Here is a 19290-nt window from a genome sequence, read left to right as displayed (position 1 = left end):
CGCGGTGCTGGCAGCCCGCGAGGCGGCGCGTTCGGCCACCGACCTCGATGCGCTGAAAGCCATTCTGGAGGCCTTCGACGGCTGCGCGCTGAAGGCGACCGCCTCGCGCACCGTGTTCGAGGACGGCGCGCGCCAGGCGCGCGTGATGTTCGTCGGCGAGGCGCCGGGACGCGACGAGGATCTCGCCGGCAAGCCCTTCGTCGGCCGCTCCGGCCAGTTGCTCGACCGCATGCTGGCCGCCATCGGCCTCGACCGGAACACCAACGCCTACATCGCCAACGTCATTCCCTGGCGGCCGCCGGGAAACCGCACGCCGACACCGCAGGAAATCGCCATCTGCGAGCCGTTCATCCGCCGGCAGATCGAGCTGAAGAACCCCGATCTGCTGGTTTGCGTCGGCGCGCCCTCGACCGAGACCCTGATGGGGCTGAAGGGCATCATGAAGTCGCGCGGCCGGCTGCAGCCCTATCAGCTCGGCGAGCGCCAGATCCAGGCGATCGCAACCCTGCACCCGGCCTATCTCCTGCGCAGCCCGATCGCCAAGCGGCTCGCCTGGCGCGACCTGCTGACCATCAAGGCGGTGCTGGAGCGCTAGGGACCTTTATCGTTTCTCCGCTACGGAGAAAGGCGCCAGGAACCCATGGCCCGGCGCCGTCATGCGGCCTGGCGCATCTCGGGCTGGCGATAGCGCAGCCGCACCACGCCGTCGCCGACGACCTTGGAGCTGACGAGATCGAGGCGCACCCGGGCCGGCAGGCCGTGGCTCAGCGGAACGCCCGACCCGGCCAGGGCGGGCACGACGAAGATGTCGAGCTGGTCGAGGGCGCCCGCCGCGATGAAGGCGTTGTTGAGGCGCGGTCCGCCGACGATCAGGGCCGGCCGCGCCCGGCACTCGCGGCGCAGCCGCTCGATCAGAGCGGGCAGGGCGTCATGCCAGGCGCTGGCGCGCTCCGCAGGCTGTTTCAGCGGCGTCGAGGTGACGACCACCACGTTGCGGCCGGGAAAGACGGGGGCGCCCGATGCCGCGAGGCTGCGGTCATAGGTCGTCCGCCCCATTACCACCGTGCCCACCGCGTCGAGAAACCGGCGGTGCCCGGGATCGATGGCGGCGCAGGGTCTCGGCCAGAAGATGCCGTCGGTAGCGGCCGCGAGAAATCCGTCGAGGCTGACCGTCAGCGCGCCGGCAATGCGAGGGGCGGGAACTTGGCCGGATTCGCTCATCGTTCCTTGAGTGCTCCGAAGGTCATGCGATGGTGGCGCGTCGGCCCGTGCACGGCGATCGCATCGCGGTGCTGGCGCGTGCCGTAGCCCTTGTGCTGCTCGAAGCCATATTCGGGATGGATTGCACCAAGATGGCGCATCAGCCGGTCGCGATGGACCTTGGCGATGATCGAGGCGGCGGCGATCGAGACCACCAGGGCGTCACCGTCGACGATGGCTTCGCCCGACATGCCGAGCGGCAGGGCGGGCACGTCGCGGCCGTCGACAAGGACATGGCGCGGCGGCAGCGCCAGCATGCGGACGGAAGCCGCCATGGCGTGGAGCGTCGCCTTGCGGATGTCGGTCCGGTCGATCCGGCCGGGCGAAGCGGAGGCCACCGCGACCGCCAATGCCGAGGCCATGACGGCGGCATAGAGATGTTCGCGCGCGGCCTCGTCCAGCTCCTTCGAATCGGCGAGGCCGTCGGGGATGGCCGCCGGATCGAGGATGACGGCGGCGGCGACCACGGGGCCTGCGAGCGGCCCGCGGCCGGCCTCGTCAATGCCGGCGACCGGCCCGAAACCCTGAGCCAGGGCACGCTGTTCGATGGTGAAGGAGGGGACGATCGGGGCCATGGCAACTTGGAATTCGATTGATCCGGCAGGGCGCCGCGGCCGCCAGGGCTGCCGATCGGCCGGCCGGCAGGACGCGGGACTGTGATTCAGCTTTTTGGCGGAATGTGAGTCCGGTCAGCAACTTGTTTTGCGTTGTTCACAAGACGATTCGGCCGGGCGCGCGCGCCGAGATTCCGATTCAACCGGTTCAGATGCCGCTTCAGGTCGCGCGCCGGGACGTCCGCGCCTCAGAACAGGCTGAGCTGGCGCGCGGCATCCGGGCCTTTTCGCTCGGGAGGTGTGAACAATTCGGTGGCAAGCCGCAGCCGCCGCTTGCCGAAGCCGAGCCGGCGCGAGGCCACCTCGAACCTGCGACCGACCATCCAGGCGAGCGGACCGACGCCCTTCTGCCTGACATGGAAGGTCGCGTCGTAGTCCTTTCCGCCGCGGGTATCGCGGATCAGCGACAGGACGTGGCGGGCCGCGTCCGGCCGGTGCGCGACCAGCCATTCGCGGAACAGGTCGCGGATCTCCAGCGGCAGGCGCAGAAGGACATAGCCGGCCTCGCGCGCGCCCATATGGTAGCAGGCATCGAGGATCCGCTCGATCTCGGCATCGTTGACGGCCGGGATGATCGGCGCCACCAGCACGGCGGTCGGAATGCCGGCCTCCGAGAGCATGCGGATCGCTTCCAGGCGCTTCGCCGGCGTCGCCGCCCGCGGTTCCAGCGAGCGGGCGAGCTTGCGGTCGAGCGTGGTCACCGACAGGGCGACCTTGGCAAGGCCCTTGGCCGCCATGCGCGAGAGAATGTCGATGTCGCGCGTCACCAGATGGCTCTTGGTGACGATGCCGACGGGGTGATTGGTCCGTTCCAGCACTTCGAGGATGCGGCGGGTCAGCTGCCAGCGCTTCTCGATCGGCTGATAGGGATCGGTATTGGTGCCCATGGCGATGGTACGCGGCTGGTAGGCCGGGTCCGCCAGCTCGCGCTCCAGGAGTTCCGGCGCATTCGGCTTGACGAACAGGCGCGTCTCGAAATCGAGCCCGGGCGACAGGCCCATATAGGCGTGGGTCGGGCGGGCGAAACAATAGGCGCAGCCGTGCTCGCAGCCGCGATAGGGATTGATCGACCGGTCGAAGGAGAGATCGGGGCTGTCGTTGCGGGTGATGATCCGCCGCGCCTTCTCCTCCTGCACGGTGGTCGCCAGCTCCGGCAGCTCGTCGAGCGTGCCCCAGCCGTCGTCCAGCGCCTCGCGCGACTGGCTTTCGTAACGGCCGGAGGCATTGCTCAGCGTGCCGCGGCCGCGCCGGCGCTCCTCGCCGACGCCCGCCCCCGCGGAGACGTCGAGCGCGCGGGCCGTACGCAGGCCGAAAAGATTGGCCGCAGCCGCTTCCAGACCGCCGGCGTTCAGCCTGTCGGCCATGCTCTTGTCGATCCGTGCGGTGCTGCGTCCCATGCCCAGAGAGCTACCATCGCCCAACGATCGAAACAAGAACAAAGAGGGATCAAACAGGAACAAAATCCTTTGATCGGACCCTGGCGACGGATGGCGCTTGCCAGTTTGGCAATAAGGGCATAAAGATATCTTTATATGTAACCGAGGAGGCGAGGGCCCCGTGACAGGCGCAAGAGCCCATTCCTTCGACGATGGTGTCGCCGTCCTGAGGGCGGTGGGCGAGCCGACGCGTCTGAGGTTGCTCGCGCTGGCGGCCGAGGCCGAACTGACGGTCACCGACATGGTCGACATTCTCGGCCAGTCGCAGCCGCGGATTTCACGCCATCTGAAGCTGCTGCTGGAAGCAGGCCTGGTCGAGCGCGTCAAGGAGGGATCCTGGGCCTTCTTCCGCGCGAGCGGCGAGGGTGCCGGCGCGCGCGCCGTCCAGGCGCTGGTGGCGCTGGTCGATCCCGAGGACCCGATTCTCGCGAGCGATCGCGAGCGCCTGGCCGAAGTCCGCGCCAAGCGGGCCGAGGAGGCCCAGGCCTTCTTCCGCCGCCATGCCGCGGAATGGGACAAGCTGCGCGCCCTGCACGTGGCCGAGGAGCGGGTCGAGCGTGCCGTCAAGGAGGCGCTGGAGGGCCGGCCGGTCCGGGCGCTGCTCGATCTCGGCACCGGCACCGGGCGCATGCTGGAACTGTTCGCAGGCGAGATCGACCGCGGCCTCGGCATCGATGCCAATCCGGAAATGCTCACCCTCGCGCGCGCCGCGCTCGACCGGGCCGGCATCCGTCACTGCGCCGTCAGGGCGGGCGACATCTATGCCCTGGCCCTGCCGCGCGACAGCTATGACGCCGTGATCATCCACCAGGTGCTGCACTTCCTCGACGACGGCGCCCGCGCGGTGCGCGAGGCGGCCCGCGTGCTGCGCCCCGGCGGCCGGCTGGTGGTGATCGATTTCGCCCCGCACGAACTCGAATTCCTGCGCGAGACGCAGGCGCATCGCCGCCTCGGCTTCGCGCGCGAGGTGGTCGAAGGCTGGCTTGCTGCGGCGGGTCTCGAACCGACCGATTTCCGCACGCTCGCGCCCGACCATGGCGGCAGCGAGCAACTGACCGTTTCCATCTGGGTCGCCCGCGATCCCCGTCTTGTGACCGATGCCCCGGCGCTGCCGGGTGTTCCAGCCGTCGAGGTTGTCTGATGTCCACCTCCTACAAGCCCAGCCGCTACGTCTCGCGCTCCCGGCTCAAAGTGTCCTTCGAGTTCTTCCCGCCGAAGAGCGAGGAGATGGAAGCGACCTTGTGGGAATCGATCGAGCGGCTGGCGCCGCTCGCGCCGACCTTCGTATCGGTGACCTACGGCGCCGGCGGCTCGACGCGCGAGCGCACCCACGCGACCGTCCAGCGCATCATCGCCGAGACGCAGCTGAAGCCGGCCGCGCACCTGACCTGCGTCGCCGCGACCCGCGGCGAGGTCGACGACGTCATCCGCGGCTACTGGGCCGCCGGCGTGCGCCACATCGTGGCGCTGCGCGGCGATCCGGTCGGCGGCATCGGCACGCCCTATGCCTCGCATCCCGGCGGCTATGACGGCTCGCCCGAACTGGTCGCGGGCATCCGCGCCATCGGCGATTTCGAGGTTTCGGTCTCGGCCTATCCGGAAAAGCATCCCGAGAGCGGCTCGATCGACACCGATATCGAAATGCTGAAGCGCAAGGTCGATGCCGGCGCGACGCGCGCCATCACCCAGTTCTTCTTCGACAACGAGGTCTATCTGCGCTACCTCGACCGGGCACGCGCCGCGGGCATCACCATCCCGATCGTCCCCGGCATCGTGCCGGTGCAGAACTTCAAGCAGACCGCGGGCTTTGCCGCGCGCGCCGGAGCCAGCATCCCGGACTGGCTCGCCCGCCGCTTCGAAGGGCTGGAAGGCGATCCGGCCACGCGCAAGCTGATCGCGGCGGCGGTTGCCGCGGAACAGGTCTTCGACCTCGTCGATCGCGGCGTGACCGAGTTCCACTTCTATACGATGAACCGCGCCGATCTCGTCTACGCCGTCTGCCACCTGCTGGGCCTGAGGCCCGAAGGCGAGACGGCCCGCGCGGCGGCGTGATCCGCCGCCGCATCCCCGAGTTCTACCGTTCGACTGCCGCCTGACATCAGAGTGCGCGACATGACCCAGTTTCCGCCCCGCCATGCCAATGGAGCCGATGTGCTCGCCGCCCTCACCAAGGCGGCGGCTGAACGTATCCTGGTGCTCGACGGCGCCATGGGCACGATGATCCAGCGCTACAAATTCGACGAGGCGGCCTTCCGGGGCGAACGCTTCGCGCACTGGAACCATGACCTCAAGGGCAACAACGATCTCCTGATCCTGACGAAGCCCGACGTGGTCGAGGCGATCCACCTCGAATATTTCGAGGCCGGGTCCGACATCGTCGAGACCAACACCTTTTCCTCGACCTCCATCGCCCAGGCCGATTACGGCATGGAGCACCTCGCCTATGAGCTGAACTACGAAGGCGCGCGCCTGGCCAAGGCGGCGGCCAAGAAAGCGGAGGGCCGCGACGGCCGGCGCCGCTTCGTCGCCGGCGCGCTCGGACCGACCAACCGCACCGCCTCGATCTCGCCCGACGTCAACAATCCGGGCTTCCGGGCGGTCACCTTCGACGAGCTGCGCGAGGCCTACGCCGAGCAGACCCGCGGCCTCGTCGACGGCGGCGCCGACATCATCCTGATCGAGACCATCTTCGACACGCTGAACGCCAAGGCGGCCTTCGTCGCGGTCGATGAGGTGTTCGAGGAAAGGCGCGTGAAGCTGCCGGTGATGATCTCCGGCACGATCACCGACCTTTCCGGCCGCACCCTGTCGGGCCAGACGACGGAGGCCTTCTGGTATTCGCTGCGCCATGCCCGGCCGTTCTCGATCGGCCTCAACTGCGCGCTCGGCGCCAAGGAAATGCGCGCCCATATCCAGGCGCTGTCGAAGGTCGCGGACACGCTGGTCTGCGCCTATCCGAATGCCGGCCTGCCCAACGAGTTCGGCCTCTATGACGAGAGCCCGGAGGCAATGGCCGAGCTCGTCGGCGAATTCGCGACCGCCGGCTTCGTCAACATCGTCGGCGGCTGCTGCGGCTCGACGCCCGACCACATTGCCGCGATCGCCAAGACGGTCGCCGGCGTCAAGACGCGCAAGCTGCCGACCATCGAGCCGCGCCTCAGGCTCTCCGGCCTCGAACCCTTCGTGCTGACGCCCGAAATCCCGTTCGTGAATGTCGGCGAACGCACCAATGTCACGGGTTCGGCGCGCTTCCGCAAGCTGATCACGGCCGGCGACTACACGGCGGCGCTCGCGGTCGCGCTCGACCAGGTGCAGAATGGCGCCCAGATCATCGACGTCAACATGGACGAGGGCCTCCTCGATTCCGAACAGGCGATGATCGACTTCCTCAACCTGATCGCCGCCGAGCCGGACATTGCGCGGGTGCCGGTCATGGTCGATTCCTCGAAGTTCAAGGTGATCGAGGAGGGCCTGAAGCGCCTGCAGGGCAAGGGCATCGTCAATTCCATCTCGCTGAAGGAAGGCCACGACAAGTTCGTGGCGGATGCCCGCACGGTGCTGCGCTATGGCGCGGCGGTGGTGGTCATGGCCTTCGACGAGCAGGGTCAGGCCGACACGTTCGAGCGCAAGACCGAGATCTGCAAGCGCGCCTACGACATCCTGGTCAACGAGGTCGGCTTCCCGCCCGAAGACATCATCTTCGATCCCAACGTGTTCGCGATCGCCACCGGCATCGAGGAACACGACAATTACGGCAACGACTTCATCGAGGCGGCCGGCTGGATCCGCAAGAACCTGCCGCATGCCCATATTTCGGGGGGCGTCTCCAACCTCTCGTTCTCGTTCCGCGGCAACGAACCGGTGCGCGAGGCGATGCACTCTGTGTTCCTCTACCACGCGATCAAGCGCGGCATGGACATGGGCATCGTCAATGCCGGACAGATGCAGGTCTATGAGAACCTCGACCCGGAACTGCGCGAGGCCTGCGAGGACGTGGTGCTGAACCGGCGTCCCGACGCCACCGAGCGCATGCTGGCGATCGCCGAGAAGTTCCGCGGCCACGGCAAGGGCGAGGCCAAGGTCGTCGACCTCGCCTGGCGCGAGAAGCCGGTCGGCGACCGGCTCACCCATGCCCTGGTCAACGGCATCACCGAATATATCGAGCAGGACACGGAGGAGGCTCGCCAGCAGGCGGCCCGCCCGCTGCATGTCATCGAAGGTCCGCTGATGGACGGCATGAACGTCGTCGGCGACCTCTTCGGCTCGGGCAAGATGTTCCTGCCCCAGGTGGTCAAGTCGGCCCGCGTGATGAAGCAGTCGGTGGCCTATCTCCAGCCGTTCCTGGAGCAGGAGAAGCGTGATCTCGGCCTCGTCGACAAGCCCGCGGCCGGCAAGATCCTGATGGCGACGGTCAAGGGCGACGTCCACGACATCGGCAAGAACATCGTCGGCGTCGTGCTCCAGTGCAACAACTACGAGGTGATCGACCTCGGCGTGATGGTGCCGGCCCAACGCATCCTGGAGGAGGCGAAAAAGCATCAGGTCGACATTATCGGCCTGTCCGGCCTGATCACGCCCTCGCTCGACGAGATGTGCCATGTCGCGGCCGAGATGGAGCGCCAGGGCTACGAGGTGCCGCTGTTGATCGGCGGCGCCACCACCTCCCGCGTCCATACCGCGGTGAAGATCCATCCGAACTACGAGCGTGGGCAGGCGGTCTATGTCGCCGACGCCTCGCGCGCGGTCGGCGTCGCCTCGACGCTCCTGTCGAACGAGAACAGGCCTCAATATGTCGCCGACATCAGGGCGGAATACGCCAAGATCGCGGAGGCGCATCTGCGCGGCGAGCAGACCAAGCAGCGCCTGCCGCTGGCCGATGCCCGGGCCAACAGCCTGAAGCTCGACTGGGCCGGCTACGAACCGCCCCGGCCGCGTTTCATCGGCACGCGTGTCTTCGAGGACTACGATCTCGCCGATCTCGTCTCGGCGATCGACTGGACGCCGTTCTTCCAGACCTGGGAGCTGAAGGGCCGCTATCCGGCCATCCTCGACGACGAGAAGCAGGGCGAGGCGGCCCGCGGCCTGTTCAAGGACGCGCAGGTCATGCTGCAGCGGATCGTCGGCGAGAAGTGGCTGACCGCGCGGGCCGTGATCGGCTTCTGGCCGGCCAATGCGGTCGGCGACGACATCAAGGTCTTTACCGACGAAAGCCGCGGGCAGGAGCTCGCGACTTTCCATACGCTGCGCCAGCAGATCGCCCGGCGCGAAGGCCGCGAGCGCGCGCATATCGCCCTCTCCGACTATTTCGCGCCGTCGGGGACCAAGGCCGACTGGATCGGCGGCTTCGTCGTGACCGCGGGCATCGGCGAGGACGAACTCGCCAGGCGTTTCGAGGATGCGAAGGACGACTACAACGCGATCCTGACCAAGGCGCTGGCCGATCGCCTCGCCGAGGCACTGGCGGAGCGCATGCATCAGATCGTCCGGCGCGAGCTCTGGGCCTATGCGCCGGACGAGAAGCTCTCCAACGAGGAACTGATCCTCGAGCAGTATCGCGGCATCCGGCCGGCGCCGGGCTATCCGGCCCAGCCCGACCATACCGAGAAGGACACGCTGTTCCGCCTGCTCGACGCGGAGAAGGCGATCGGCGTGAAGCTGACCGAAAGTCGTGCCATGTGGCCGGGCTCCTCGGTCTCGGGCCTCTATGTGTCCCATCCGGACAGCGAATATTTCGGCGTCGGCCGGGTCGAGCGCGACCAGGTCGTCGACTATGCCGCGCGCAAGGGCTGGACGGTCGAGGAGGCCGAGCGCTGGCTGGCGCCGGTGCTCAACTACGATCCCGCGCTGATGCGCTCGATGAGCGAGGCGGCGGAATAGCGCCGGCCGGCTGGAGCGAAAAAGGGGACATGTGCAGCCGGGCCGCCGCGTCGCGACGGCCCGGCTTTTTCATGCGGCAAGGCGCGCTGCGGAGCCCGTCTGTTCGGCGAGAGCCCAGATATGGCCGAAGGGATCGAAAAGTGCTGCGACCCGGCGGCCGGTTTCATCGGGTTGGATGGCGTCCCGGACCGTGGCGCCCGCCGTCGTCGCCGCGGACATCGTCGTGTCGATGTTCTCGACCGTGAGGCGGAAAACGGTGCCGACCGCGCCGGCGGCCTTCGGGAAGAAGGGGCCGCCGCGCCAGGGCTCGCGCTCGCGATTGGGGTTGGCGCCGGCCACCGAGACCTTGAGGCCGGCCAGTTCCAGATCGACCGCCATCGGCGTTCCGGTCCGCGGATAGGTCGCCGTTTCGCGCGCGCCGAAAGCCATGACATAAAAATTTGCCGCCTCCCGCTCGCGGCCATGCTCGACGAAGAGGGTCAGTTCGAGGCTCAGGGGGCTGGTCATGCTGCGTCTCGCTGCGCTTGAGGGAATCGGCCGGCGGCCCATTCTAGCGCGCGATCATCCGGTGTTGCCGCTTCCGGCATGCCCGATGCCATGGCCGATCCATGGCCAGGCGCGGGCGCAGCAAGCCGTGAATCGCGTCGGTCCGAGCGGCTCGACGACCGCCTCGAGCGGGATGCGACCCTAGATCGTCACCTGCGTGCCCACCTCGACCACCCGGCCGGTCGGCAGGTGGAAATAGTCGGTCGCGGAGTTGGCGTTGACCGCCATGCCGATGAACACATAGTCCTGCCAGAGCGGCATGCCGAGCTTGCCGGAGGCCTTGAGGTGCCGCCGGGAGAGGAAGAATGAGGTCGACATCATGTCGAACTTCACGCCGATCTTCTTGCAGGCGATCAGCGCCTTCGGCACGTGCGGCGTCTCCATGTAGCCGAACTTGATGACGAGCTTGGAGAAGCTGTCGTTGAGCTTCTCATAAGAGACACGCTCGCCCTCCGGAACGCGCGGCGTGCCGACGCTCTTCACCGCCAGGAACACGTTGTGTTCGTGCAGCACCTTGTTGTGCTTGAGGTTGTGCAGGAGCGAAGCGGGGGCATAGGCATGTTCCGAGGTCAGGAACACGGCGGTGCCGGGGACGCGGTGCGGCGGGCGCTTCTCGAAGCTCTTCATGAGATCGGCGAGGGGTACCTCGATGCGCCGGGTCTTGTCGGCCAGGATGCGCGTTCCCTTCCGCCAGGTCAGCATCAGGAACATGATCGAGCCGCCGAACAGGAGCGGCACCCAGCCGCCTTCGATGAGCTTCATCAGGTTGGCGCCGAGGAAGACCCATTCGATGATCTGGAACGGCACGATCAGGCACGCGGTGGCCAGGAGGCTCCACTTCCAGACATGGTGGATGACCACGAAGGCCATGATGGAGGTGACCACCATGGTGCCGCTGACCGCGATGCCGTAGGCCGAGGCAAGGTGCGAGGAGGTCTTGAACGACAGGACCAGGAGCAGGACCGCGACCAGCAGGATCCAGTTGATGAAGGGCAGGTAGATCTGCCCGGCATGTTCCTCGGACGTGTACATCACCTTGAGACGGGGCAGCAGGCCGAGTTGCACGGCCTGGCGCGACAGCGAGAAGGCGCCGGTCAGCACGGCCTGGCTCGCGATGATCGTGGCCATGGTCGCGAGGATGACCATCGGCAGCAGGCCCCAGCTCGGCACCAGCAGGAAGAACGGGTTCTGCACGGTGGAGGGATCGGCCAGCACCATGGCGCCCTGGCCGAGATAGTTGAGGGTGAGCGAGGGGAAGACGACGCCGAGCCAGGCATTCTGGATCGGCCGCCGGCCGAAATGGCCGAGATCGGCGAACAGCGCCTCGCAGCCCGAGACGGCCAGAAAGACCGCGCCGAGGGCCACCAGGCCGAGGCTGCCGTGGGTCAGGAGGAAATGCACGCCGTGGACGGGGTTGAACGCCCAGAACACGCCGAGGTCGTCGCGGATGTGGATGAGGCCGGCAAGCCCGATGCAGATGAACCAGGTCATCATGATCGGCCCGAAGAACCGGGCGACATGGGCTGTGCCGTGGCTCTGCACCGCGAAGAACAGCACGATCACCACGGTGGTGATCGGCAGGATGTAGGGGTCGAAGACCGGAGTGACGAGCTTCAAGCCCTCCAGGGCGGACAGCACCGAAATGGCCGGCGTGATGGCGGCATCGCCGTAAAAGAGGGCGGCGCCGATGACGCCCATCACGACGATGAAGGTGCGCCCGCGCCCGAGCGCCTTCTGGGCGAGCGCCATGAGGGTGAGCGTGCCGCCTTCGCCTTCATTGTCGGCGCGCAGCAGGATCAGGACATATTTGACCGTCACCAGCAGGATCAGCGCCCACAGGATCAGCGACAGCACGCCGAGCACGGTTTCGCGTGGAATGGCGGCGAGCGGGGCGGTCGGATGGCCGAGCGCGCCGGCCAGCGCTTCCCGGAAGGCATAGAGCGGGCTGGTGCCGATATCGCCGTAGACGACGCCGATGGACCCGATGAAAAGAGCAGCGAAACTGGCCTTCGGCACATGGCTGTCATGGGCCGTGTCGGCTGAGGGGGGCGCCTTTGCGGGGTCGCCGACACCTGCCGGGACCGTATTGCCGGCTGCCGCCGTTTCGTTCGCCATGGATAAGACCTTGAGACGGCCGGGCGCTTTGTCCGGCCCTGAGTGACAAATGGCTTCAAGCGCCGATCGAGGCCCTCGGGGTTGTCATCAGTCGCCGATCTGTCCCGGCGGTCGTCGCGCTGCCTCGTTGCGGCGCGCGTCATACAGCATTGCACGGGCGATGATCAACTGGCCATCCACGAAAAAGCCGCAAATCGCCGCAGGCCCTGGCTTCGCCGGCCTATTGGATCAACGCAGGCTGGTGTCGGATCGACGCGAGATGTCGAGGATTCGCACACCCTCGGCCGAGACCGTGCCCGATGTCAGGGGAAAGGTCTCGATCGCATCGGTCATGCCGGCCCGCCGTGCAAGGTTGCGGGTCGCCTGGCCGGAACCGGTGCGCGCGACGGGCGCAGCGACGGCGGCGTCGCGTGCCTGGATACTGGCCTGGATCTCGGCCGCTCGGCGGCGCAGGTCGGCCGGCAGCCTGCCATAGGACCGCGCGTCGACGAAATCGGCCTGCCGATAGGGGAAGCGCGAGGCGCCGGCGAAGACGCGGACACCGGTCTCGGTCACCACTATGTCGCCGGCACGCAGCGTGAAATCGTGGGTGATCGGCAGGCGCGCGAGACCATTGGTGGCCCGGCCGTGGCAGGTGCAGGTCGCATCCGCCGCCTCGCGGAAACGGAAGGCGGTGCGCAGCCGGGCGTAGACCTGGCCGCGCGGCCCGCTGGCCTCCTCGATCGGCTGGCCGCCGCGCGCCGTGTAGAGCGCAACCTCGGTGCCGGGGCACAGGCTGTTGCAGGCCTCCTGCTGCGTGCCCTGACCATCGCGGCCGCCGGCGGGTGCCGGAAAGAAGAAGCCGTCGCAGAGCCGGACGCAATAGACTCGGGTGCCGCCCGGCACGCGGAACTGGCCGGACCGGTTCGAAGTGGACACCGAGCGGCCCTGGCGCGCCGGACCGCCCTCATGCCGGGGGCGGACGGTGATCAGGGGCACCTCGCGCTGGGGCGTGGCGCCGAAGAAGGGCAGGCCGGGAAAGGCAGAGCGCGAGGCGACACGGGCGCTGGCCTCGCCGCGCCGCATGGCGCGCAGCTCGGCGTCGCGCCGGATCACGGCGTAGATCTGGTCGGCATCCTGGGCCGCGGCTGGCAGGCTTGCGCCTGCAAGGATGCAGCAGGCGAGAAAGAACACGGCAAAGCCGGACATGCGTGCAACCATTGAAGCCCTACCTGGCCGTCCGTCGCGGCGGACGGCCCATGACATGAAAGGCGGCAGTGGATTGTCGACGCGGTTCCGAGGCTGGAACCATGTCGGCGAGACGTATCAACAAACAGGCTCGCCCCTCGACCTCGCCCCAGGGCGCAGTGCCTGGGACGTGGCCAAACTTCAGCCGAGCCCGTCGCGCATCTGGCACGGGACTATTGCAGTTCGATGTCGACAGTCTAGCCGAGTTTTCCCGCAAGACCAGTACCTGCGTAGACTTGCACGCAAGGGTTGACATCAGAGGGTTAAAGCAAAAGAAAATGCCGGACTTTCGTCCGGCCGAAGGTCTGCGAACTGTCGTGGTTTCGATGCTTTGGATCGACCGGTTCAACCAGCCCTGCCGGTGTCGATGCTCTTAGAATGCACCGAACAGGATGGCTCCGAAAAACGCGAATGCGGCGCAGACGGCAACTACGTTCACGTGTCGGGCAAGTTCCACTGGCAACCTCCCTCGCAGGAACCGGAACCTGCAGGCTAAGCAGCGCGACGGGGCTTTGCCAAGCGGATTCGACCGGCCCGCGACCGGGCGTCGCGGCGGGCAGCGCGAGCGCTTTGACAAGTCTGGCGAATTTGCGGCCGCGCCATGTGGATGATAGGTGAGATATCCTGTCCCATCAGATGTTTCATGGGCTGACGTGGCGGGTCAATCGTGCCCGCAGCGCCCTGCCGGTCCGGCGGCCGGCATGGCGGCGCCTCCCGGCAGACCGCCGGATCGCCGCCTTGACCGGCCTGGAATAGAATGTCACGTCTTTTTACATAATGGCCAAGCCACCGATCGACGATTCATCCCGGCCCACCTCGGCCGACGTTCATCTCGCCGCGCGCCGCGGCTATCATCACGGCAACCTGAAGGAAGCGCTGATCGAAGCGGCGCGCCGGCTGATCGCCGAGCGCGGCCCGGCCGGTTTCACCCTGTCGGATGCGGCCAAGCTCGCCGGCGTGTCGCCGGCCGCTCCCTATCGTCATTTCAAGGACCGGCAGAGCTTGCTGCGCGACATTGCTCAGCTTGGCTTTGCCGCGCTCGGCGAGCGCCTTGGACAGGCCGCGGCGGCCGGTGGGCCGCAAGGCTTCAGCGCCATGGGCCGGGCCTATCTCGCCTTCGCCCGCGAGGAGCCCGCCTATTACGCAGCCATGTTCAACTCGGGCACGACGAGCGAAGAGGCCAAATCCGAAGGGGCCGAGGATCCCGGCTTCCGGATGTTGCGCGAGGCGGTCGGCCGGGCCCTCGGCACGCACGACGCGGAGGCGGCACGGCGGGCGGCCATGCTGGTGTTCGCGCTCACCCACGGCCTTGCGAGCCTGTCGGTGCCGGGATCACCGGCGCGCCCCCGGGATCTCGGCGATCCGGAAAAGCTGCTCGATCTCGGCGTCGACGCCATGCTTCGCGGCCTGCCGGCGGCGCTCGCCGGCGGGAACTGAGGCGGTCAGTCGGCCGGCGGAGCGAGCGCGGCGCCGGCCAGGGCCAGGACGAGGCTCGAAACGGCGCTGGCCGCGAGCAGCGCGAATTTCAACGCGGAAGTCCAGGGCAGGACGGGACTCGCATCGGCGAGGCCTGAATAGGCCAGCGCCAGAAGGCCGTCTTCGACCAGGTCGGCAGTCAGAAAGCCGGCGGGCACGAGAAACAGCAGCCGGAAGGTGCGCTGCGACAGCGGCAGGCCGCGGCTCGCCAGGCCCGCGCCGGTCAGGAGCGCTGCGGCGGTCGCGACGGCCAGCGGCAGATCGGTCAGAAGGGCCGCGAGGGCCTCGCTCCGGCGCGGGCCGATCGTCGTCAGGAAGGCGCGAAAGTCCTCGGCCGTGTAGCCGGCATGGCGCGCCTCGGGCCGCACCTGCTTCAGGCAGTCGAGCCCGCCGCAACTGCCGCGCAGCAGGGCTTCGACGCCGGCATTGGCATAGGCGTTGACGAGAAAGGCAGCGAGCACCGCGGCGAGGGCAAGGGCAAGCCGCAGCGGTGTCGCTGCGCGGGCCAGGCGTTCGACCACAGCCATCGGGTTCACGCTGCGGCGTCCGGCTGTCGCAAGGTCAAAGCGTCTCGGAATCGCGGTCGTTGATCTGACGCTGCAGCCGCTTGTTCTGCGCGGCCAGTTCCTTGAGCTTCTCGTTGATGGCGTCGACGCCGGGGTCGGTCGCACCGTTCACGAAGCGCGCGCCGATCTCGCCGCCGCGGCGCCAGGCGACCTCGCAGGCATAGGTGGCGTTGCGTTGCGGGATCTTCAGTTCGAACCGGTCGGGCAGGTCCATGATCGACCCGCAATCGAGCCGCACGCCGGTCTCGGAATAGTTGCGCACCGTGCATTCGACCGAACGCAGGCCGCCCGGGAATATGATCATTCCCTTCCAGAATGTGCGGGATCGCTGGGCGATTCGGCGTTCACTCATGACTGGCGCGGGTCCGGCGTGGCGTCGTCGTCGCTGCAATTTCAGCTGGCGGTTGCAATGGCTTCCTTCTAGCCCGGGAGCCTTAACGTCTCGTTTACACTATGGTTCGGATTTGTCGAAAAGGCCCGCATAATCCTTTGGCCGGGGCGGCGCGTAACCGCCGCGCTTGGAGGTGCGGAGCCCGAGGCCGACCAGGCCTTCGGCCAGCCTGACGGCCGCGGCGACACCGTCGATGACCGGCAGGCCGCATTCCGCGCCGAGCGCCGCGGCAAGATCGGCCATGCCCGCGCAGCCGAGCACGATGGCTTCGGCCCGGTCGTCGCGGATCGCCTTGGCGATCTCGGCGGCAATTCTGGCGCGGGCGTTCGAGGCGGGGTCGTCGAGCTCGAGCACCGGAACCTCGCAGGCCCGCACGCTGCCGCAGCGGCGGCCGAAGCCGTATTTGTCGACATTGTGCTCGAGCGCCGGCACCGAGACGGCCAGGGTCGTCACCACGCTGAAACGGCCGGCGACGAGGCTTGCGATGTGCATCGCGGCTTCGCCGATGCCGACGACCGGCGCCGTGGCCAGCGACCGCGCGGCGTCGAGGCCGGTATCGTCGAAACAGGCGATGATGAAGGCATCGCTCGCCGGCGCTTTGGCGAGTTCCGCGAGCACGCCCGGCACCGACAGCGCCTCGTCATAATATCCCTCGATCGAGGCCGGCCCGCGCGCGGGATTGACCGCGGCGATGGTCGTGCCGGGGCTTGCCGCCGCCCGCGCGGCCGCGCCGATCCGCCGGGTCATGGCGGCGGTGGTGTTGGGATTGACGACCGTCAGAAGCATCAGCTCCGCTCCCCGAAAGAGGTCTTGCGGGGCGCGAGACGCGCGGGCTGCCGCATCGTCCGCGCCCGGCCTTACGCCGGCACTGCGGGCAAGGCGGTTTCCTCGACCCGCAGACAGCGCACGACGTGGCCGGCGCCGACGGTGACCGGCTCGGGCTGCGCCGCCGTGCAGGCGGGCACGGCCAGCCGGCAACGCGGGGCAAAGGCGCAGCCGGGCGGCAGGTCGGCAAGATCGGGCGGTGAGCCGGCAATGGCATCGAGCCGCGCGCCGCGCGGCAGTCCCTCGCGGGCGCGGCTGTTGAGGAGCCCGATCGTATAGGGATGGCGGGGCGCGCGGATGATGTCGCGGATCGACCCGGTCTCGATGATCCGGCCGCCATACATCACCGCCACGCGGTCGGCGACCTCGACGGCCACGCCGATATCGTGGGTCACGAAGATCACGGCGAGGCCGAGTTCGCGCTGGAGCTCGCGGATGAGCAGCAGGATCTGGATCTGGACGGTGGCATCCAGCGCGGTGGTCGGCTCGTCGGCGAGCAGGACCTGCGGGTTGCAGGCAAGGGCCAGCGCGATCATCGCCCGCTGCCGCATGCCGCCCGACATTTCATGGGGATAGTTGTCGAGCCGGCGCTCGGGCGAGGGGATGCGCACGCGCTGGAACAGGTCGAGCGCGCGCCGGCGGGCCTCGGCCGTCGAGCAGCCCTCATGCTTGACGATGGTCTCGGCGATCTGGCGGCCGAGCGTGTAGACGGGGTCGAGCGCCAGCGCCGGCTCCTGGAAGATCATCGACACCGCGCGGCCGCGGAAGGCCTGGAGATCGCGGGCGCCGAGCGCGAGCACGTCGCGGCCGCCGACGCGGATCGTGCCGGTGGTGACGCTGCGCCGTTCCGGATTGAGCCGCAGCAGGGCCCGCAGCGTGACCGACTTGCCGGAACCGGATTCCCCGAGGATGGCGAGGGTTTCGCCCCGATCGAGCGTCAGGTCGACGCCGTTGACGGCACGGATCGGTCTGGCGCCGCCCGTAAAGGCGACGGTGAGGTCGCGGATCACGACGGTCGGTTCCTCGGCGGCCATGGCCTCGCTCCTTACGCGGCTGCGCGGCTGGACGGAGCCGCGGAATGGCCCGAGCCCGGTTCGCTCATCAGGCAGGCGGCCGCATGGTTTTGCGCCGCGCCTGCCAGGGCGGGTTGGCGGGCGCTGCAGACGGCCTCGGCATGGACGCAGCGCGTATGGAAGCGGCAGCCGTCCGGCGGATCGATCGGGTTCGGCGGGTCGCCCGAGATCGGGGCTTCCATCGTGCGCCGGTCCGGATCCATGGTCGGCATGGACCGGGTCAGCGCGGCCGAATAGGGGTGCAGGGGCGCGTCGAACACGGCGTCGGCCGGGCCGATCTCCGCGACCTTGCCGAGATACATCACCATGACGCGGTCGGACATGTGGCGCACCACGTTCAGATCATGGGAGATGAACAGATAGGTGAGCGCGAATTCGTCCTTCAGATCCATCAGGAGATTGAGGACCTGCGCCTCCACGGACTTGTCGAGCGCCGAGACGGCCTCGTCGAGAATGACCACCTTGGGCTGGAGCGCCAGGGCACGGGCAATGTTGACGCGCTGGCGCTGGCCGCCCGAAAGCTCGTGGGGATAGCGTCCGGCAAAACGTGATGGATCGAGGCCGACGCGGGCGAGCAGGTCGCGGGCGCGGGCGATCGCGGCCGGCCTGCCGACGCCATGGACCTGCGGGCCGAAGGCGATCGAGGCCTCGATGGTCAGGCGTGGATTGAGCGAGGCGTAGCTGTCCTGGAACACCATCTGGACCTGGCGGCGGTAGCCGGTCAGCGACAGGTCCGGAGAGCCGACCTTGGCGCCGTCGAACAGGATCTCGCCGGCCGTCGGCGCGATCAGATGCATCATCAGGCGCGCCGTGGTCGACTTGCCGCAGCCGCTCTCGCCGACGATGCCGAGCGTCTCGCCGGGGAAGACGTCGAAATCGACGCCGTCGACGGCGCGCACCACCTTGGCCGGCCCGAACAGGCCGCCGCCGGCCACGGGGAAATGCTTGACGAGGTTGCGGATGGTGAGAAGCGGCACTTTCATTGCTTCACGTCCATGGCCGAGCGCAGGCCGTCGGCCAGCAGGTTGAACGAGATCGAGGTCAGGAAGATCATCACGCCGGGCAGGGCCGCGACCATCGGCTGGGTATAGATGGCGGTGCGCAGCGTGTTGAGCATCAGGCCCCATTCGGGCTCCGGCGGGCGCACGCCGAGACCGAGGAAGGACAGGCCCGAGGCGAGGATCATGGAGACCGAGATGAGGCCGGTCGCGTAGACGAAGATCGGCCCGAGCACATTGCCCAGCACATGCACGCGGATGATGGTCAGGGCGCGGGCGCCGGAGGCGCGCGCCGCTTCGACATAGTCGCGGCTGCGCACCTGGGTGGTCACCGCCTCGGCGACGCGCGCGATCGGCGGAATGAACACGATGGTCAGCGACACCAGGGCGTTCTGGATGCCGGCCCCCAGCGCGCCGGACAGCGCGACCGCGAGCAGCACCGAGGGGAAGGCGTAGAACACGTCGATGGTGCGCATCATCAGCGTGTTGGCGCGGCCGCCGGCATAGCCGGCGACGATGCCGATCAGGCTTCCGGCGATGAAGGCCATGATGACCGGCGTCACGCCCATCATCAGCGAGTAGCGGGCGCCGTGGATGAGCCGGGACAGCATGTCGCGGCCGAGCTCGTCCGTGCCGAGCGGGAAGCCGGCCGTGCCGATCGGCCGCAGCCGGCGGATCGTGCGGCCGGCATAGGGATCGGCCGGGGCGATCCAGGGCGCGAAGATCGCGACCAGCACCAGGGCGAGGATCAGGATGCCGGCGAGCATCGCGACCTTGTCGCGCGATACGCGCTTCGCGACGCCGGTCCAGTAGCCGGGCGAGCGTTCGATCGCGGCCGGCGCCTTGGCCGGGTCCTCGCGCAGCAGGGACGCCACCGATGTCATGA

At 68.2% G+C, this 19290-nt stretch carries 17 protein-coding genes; 5 read left to right on the top strand and 12 right to left on the bottom strand.

Translation table 11 applies throughout. From position 1 onward, the window contains the following. Positions 1-595, top strand: a 595-nt coding sequence (locus tag OZ671_RS25560) for a uracil-DNA glycosylase (protein ID WP_268863326.1), incomplete at its 5' end; no start/stop codon positions are given. A gap of 59 nt (positions 596-654) precedes the next feature. Here OZ671_RS25560 and OZ671_RS25555 read toward each other — a convergent pair. From OZ671_RS25555 to OZ671_RS25545, 3 genes are all read right to left on the bottom strand, one after another. Beyond that, on the bottom strand, positions 655-1221 hold the full coding sequence (locus OZ671_RS25555) for a dihydrofolate reductase family protein (RefSeq protein WP_268863325.1): 567 nt from the start codon (positions 1219-1221) through the stop codon (positions 655-657). Then, positions 1218-1835: a ribonuclease HII gene (locus tag OZ671_RS25550; RefSeq protein WP_103168754.1), complete on the bottom strand. Its 618-nt coding sequence runs from the start codon at positions 1833-1835 to the stop codon at positions 1218-1220. The genes OZ671_RS25555 and OZ671_RS25550 overlap by 4 nt, the downstream gene beginning before the upstream one ends. Before the next feature lie 227 nt (positions 1836-2062). Beyond that, positions 2063-3238, bottom strand: a complete 1176-nt coding sequence (locus OZ671_RS25545; RefSeq protein ID WP_103169246.1) for a PA0069 family radical SAM protein — start codon at positions 3236-3238, stop codon at positions 2063-2065. Between the two features lie 193 nt (positions 3239-3431). Here OZ671_RS25545 and OZ671_RS25540 point away from each other — a divergent pair, with 193 nt between their 5' ends. Genes OZ671_RS25540 through metH form a run of 3 tightly spaced genes read left to right on the top strand, consistent with a single transcriptional unit; the run spans position 3432 to position 9187 of the window. Then, entirely contained in the window at positions 3432-4451 is a 1020-nt protein-coding gene (locus tag OZ671_RS25540) for a metalloregulator ArsR/SmtB family transcription factor (RefSeq protein WP_038306702.1), read from the top strand. Continuing rightward, on the top strand, positions 4448-5362 hold the full coding sequence (gene metF / locus OZ671_RS25535; protein WP_038306700.1) for a methylenetetrahydrofolate reductase [NAD(P)H]: 915 nt from the start codon (positions 4448-4450) through the stop codon (positions 5360-5362). The genes OZ671_RS25540 and metF overlap by 4 nt, the downstream gene beginning before the upstream one ends. Before the next feature lie 60 nt (positions 5363-5422). Next, positions 5423-9187 carry a methionine synthase gene (metH, locus tag OZ671_RS25530; RefSeq protein ID WP_268863324.1) on the top strand — a complete coding sequence of 1255 codons (3765 nt, stop codon included), beginning with the start codon at positions 5423-5425 and terminating at the stop codon, positions 9185-9187. A 69-nt stretch (positions 9188-9256) separates the two neighbouring features. Here metH and OZ671_RS25525 read toward each other — a convergent pair whose 3' ends face one another. The 3 genes from OZ671_RS25525 to OZ671_RS25515 all read right to left on the bottom strand — a co-directional run bounded on the left by OZ671_RS25525 (position 9257) and on the right by OZ671_RS25515 (position 13036). After that, entirely contained in the window at positions 9257-9694 is a 438-nt protein-coding gene (locus OZ671_RS25525; protein ID WP_268863323.1) for a VOC family protein, read from the bottom strand. 180 nt (positions 9695-9874) lie between these two features. Further along, positions 9875-11848: a potassium transporter Kup gene (locus OZ671_RS25520; RefSeq protein ID WP_268863322.1), complete on the bottom strand. Its 1974-nt coding sequence runs from the start codon at positions 11846-11848 to the stop codon at positions 9875-9877. A gap of 228 nt (positions 11849-12076) precedes the next feature. Beyond that, the gene (locus OZ671_RS25515) at positions 12077-13036 is read right to left on the bottom strand and encodes a DUF2865 domain-containing protein (protein WP_268863321.1); all 960 of its coding nucleotides are present in this window, start codon (positions 13034-13036) and stop codon (positions 12077-12079) included. Between the two features lie 816 nt (positions 13037-13852). Between OZ671_RS25515 and OZ671_RS25510 the strand changes: the two genes are divergently transcribed. Then, positions 13853-14512 (top strand): TetR/AcrR family transcriptional regulator, encoded by a 660-nt coding sequence (locus OZ671_RS25510; protein WP_268863320.1) that lies wholly within the window; start codon positions 13853-13855, stop codon positions 14510-14512. A gap of 5 nt (positions 14513-14517) precedes the next feature. Here the strand turns inward: OZ671_RS25510 and OZ671_RS25505 are convergent, their stop codons facing one another. From OZ671_RS25505 to OZ671_RS25480, 6 genes are all read right to left on the bottom strand, one after another. Then, a complete protein-coding gene (locus OZ671_RS25505; protein WP_268863319.1) occupies positions 14518-15087 on the bottom strand; it encodes a hypothetical protein in 570 nt (189 codons plus the stop codon). 25 nt (positions 15088-15112) lie between these two features. Beyond that, complete coding sequence (locus OZ671_RS25500) at positions 15113-15421, bottom strand: PilZ domain-containing protein (protein ID WP_268863318.1); 309 nt, start codon at positions 15419-15421, stop codon at positions 15113-15115. Positions 15422-15568: 147 nt separating this feature from the next. After that, positions 15569-16294 carry an aspartate/glutamate racemase family protein gene (locus OZ671_RS25495; RefSeq protein ID WP_268863317.1) on the bottom strand — a complete coding sequence of 242 codons (726 nt, stop codon included), beginning with the start codon at positions 16292-16294 and terminating at the stop codon, positions 15569-15571. Between the two features lie 71 nt (positions 16295-16365). Beyond that, entirely contained in the window at positions 16366-17367 is a 1002-nt protein-coding gene (locus OZ671_RS25490) for an ABC transporter ATP-binding protein (protein WP_268863316.1), read from the bottom strand. 11 nt (positions 17368-17378) lie between these two features. Then, on the bottom strand, positions 17379-18389 hold the full coding sequence (locus OZ671_RS25485) for an ABC transporter ATP-binding protein (protein ID WP_268863315.1): 1011 nt from the start codon (positions 18387-18389) through the stop codon (positions 17379-17381). Continuing rightward, positions 18386-19288, bottom strand: coding sequence for an ABC transporter permease (locus OZ671_RS25480; protein ID WP_268863314.1), 903 nt, complete (start codon positions 19286-19288; stop codon positions 18386-18388). Before OZ671_RS25480 ends, OZ671_RS25485 begins: the two co-directional genes overlap by 4 nt. Positions 19289-19290: the final 2 nt, after the last annotated feature.

This window comes from Phreatobacter sp. AB_2022a (genome assembly GCF_026847585.1).
Taxonomy (GTDB): Bacteria; Pseudomonadota; Alphaproteobacteria; order Rhizobiales; family Phreatobacteraceae; genus Phreatobacter.
This window is presented reverse-complemented; position numbering and strand designations above follow the sequence as displayed.

Bases quoted from the DNA above. Each gene is read 5' to 3' on its own strand.
- OZ671_RS25555 (WP_268863325.1), bottom strand. From the start codon at position 1,221: ATGAGCGAATCCGGCCAAGTTCCCGCCCCTCGCATTGCCGGCGCGCTG.
- OZ671_RS25550 (WP_103168754.1), bottom strand. From the start codon at position 1,835: ATGGCCCCGATCGTCCCCTCCTTCACCATCGAACAGCGTGCCCTGGCT.
- OZ671_RS25545 (WP_103169246.1), bottom strand. From the start codon at position 3,238: ATGGCCGACAGGCTGAACGCCGGCGGTCTGGAAGCGGCTGCGGCCAAT.
- metH (WP_268863324.1), top strand. From the start codon at position 5,423: ATGACCCAGTTTCCGCCCCGCCATGCCAATGGAGCCGATGTGCTCGCC.
- OZ671_RS25525 (WP_268863323.1), bottom strand. From the start codon at position 9,694: ATGACCAGCCCCCTGAGCCTCGAACTGACCCTCTTCGTCGAGCATGGC.
- OZ671_RS25520 (WP_268863322.1), bottom strand. From the start codon at position 11,848: ATGGCGAACGAAACGGCGGCAGCCGGCAATACGGTCCCGGCAGGTGTC.
- OZ671_RS25515 (WP_268863321.1), bottom strand. From the start codon at position 13,036: ATGTCCGGCTTTGCCGTGTTCTTTCTCGCCTGCTGCATCCTTGCAGGC.
- OZ671_RS25510 (WP_268863320.1), top strand. From the start codon at position 13,853: ATGGCCAAGCCACCGATCGACGATTCATCCCGGCCCACCTCGGCCGAC.
- OZ671_RS25500 (WP_268863318.1), bottom strand. From the start codon at position 15,421: ATGATCATATTCCCGGGCGGCCTGCGTTCGGTCGAATGCACGGTGCGC.
- OZ671_RS25495 (WP_268863317.1), bottom strand. From the start codon at position 16,294: ATGCTTCTGACGGTCGTCAATCCCAACACCACCGCCGCCATGACCCGG.
- OZ671_RS25490 (WP_268863316.1), bottom strand. From the start codon at position 17,367: ATGGCCGCCGAGGAACCGACCGTCGTGATCCGCGACCTCACCGTCGCC.
- OZ671_RS25485 (WP_268863315.1), bottom strand. From the start codon at position 18,389: ATGAAAGTGCCGCTTCTCACCATCCGCAACCTCGTCAAGCATTTCCCC.
- OZ671_RS25480 (WP_268863314.1), bottom strand. From the start codon at position 19,288: ATGACATCGGTGGCGTCCCTGCTGCGCGAGGACCCGGCCAAGGCGCCG.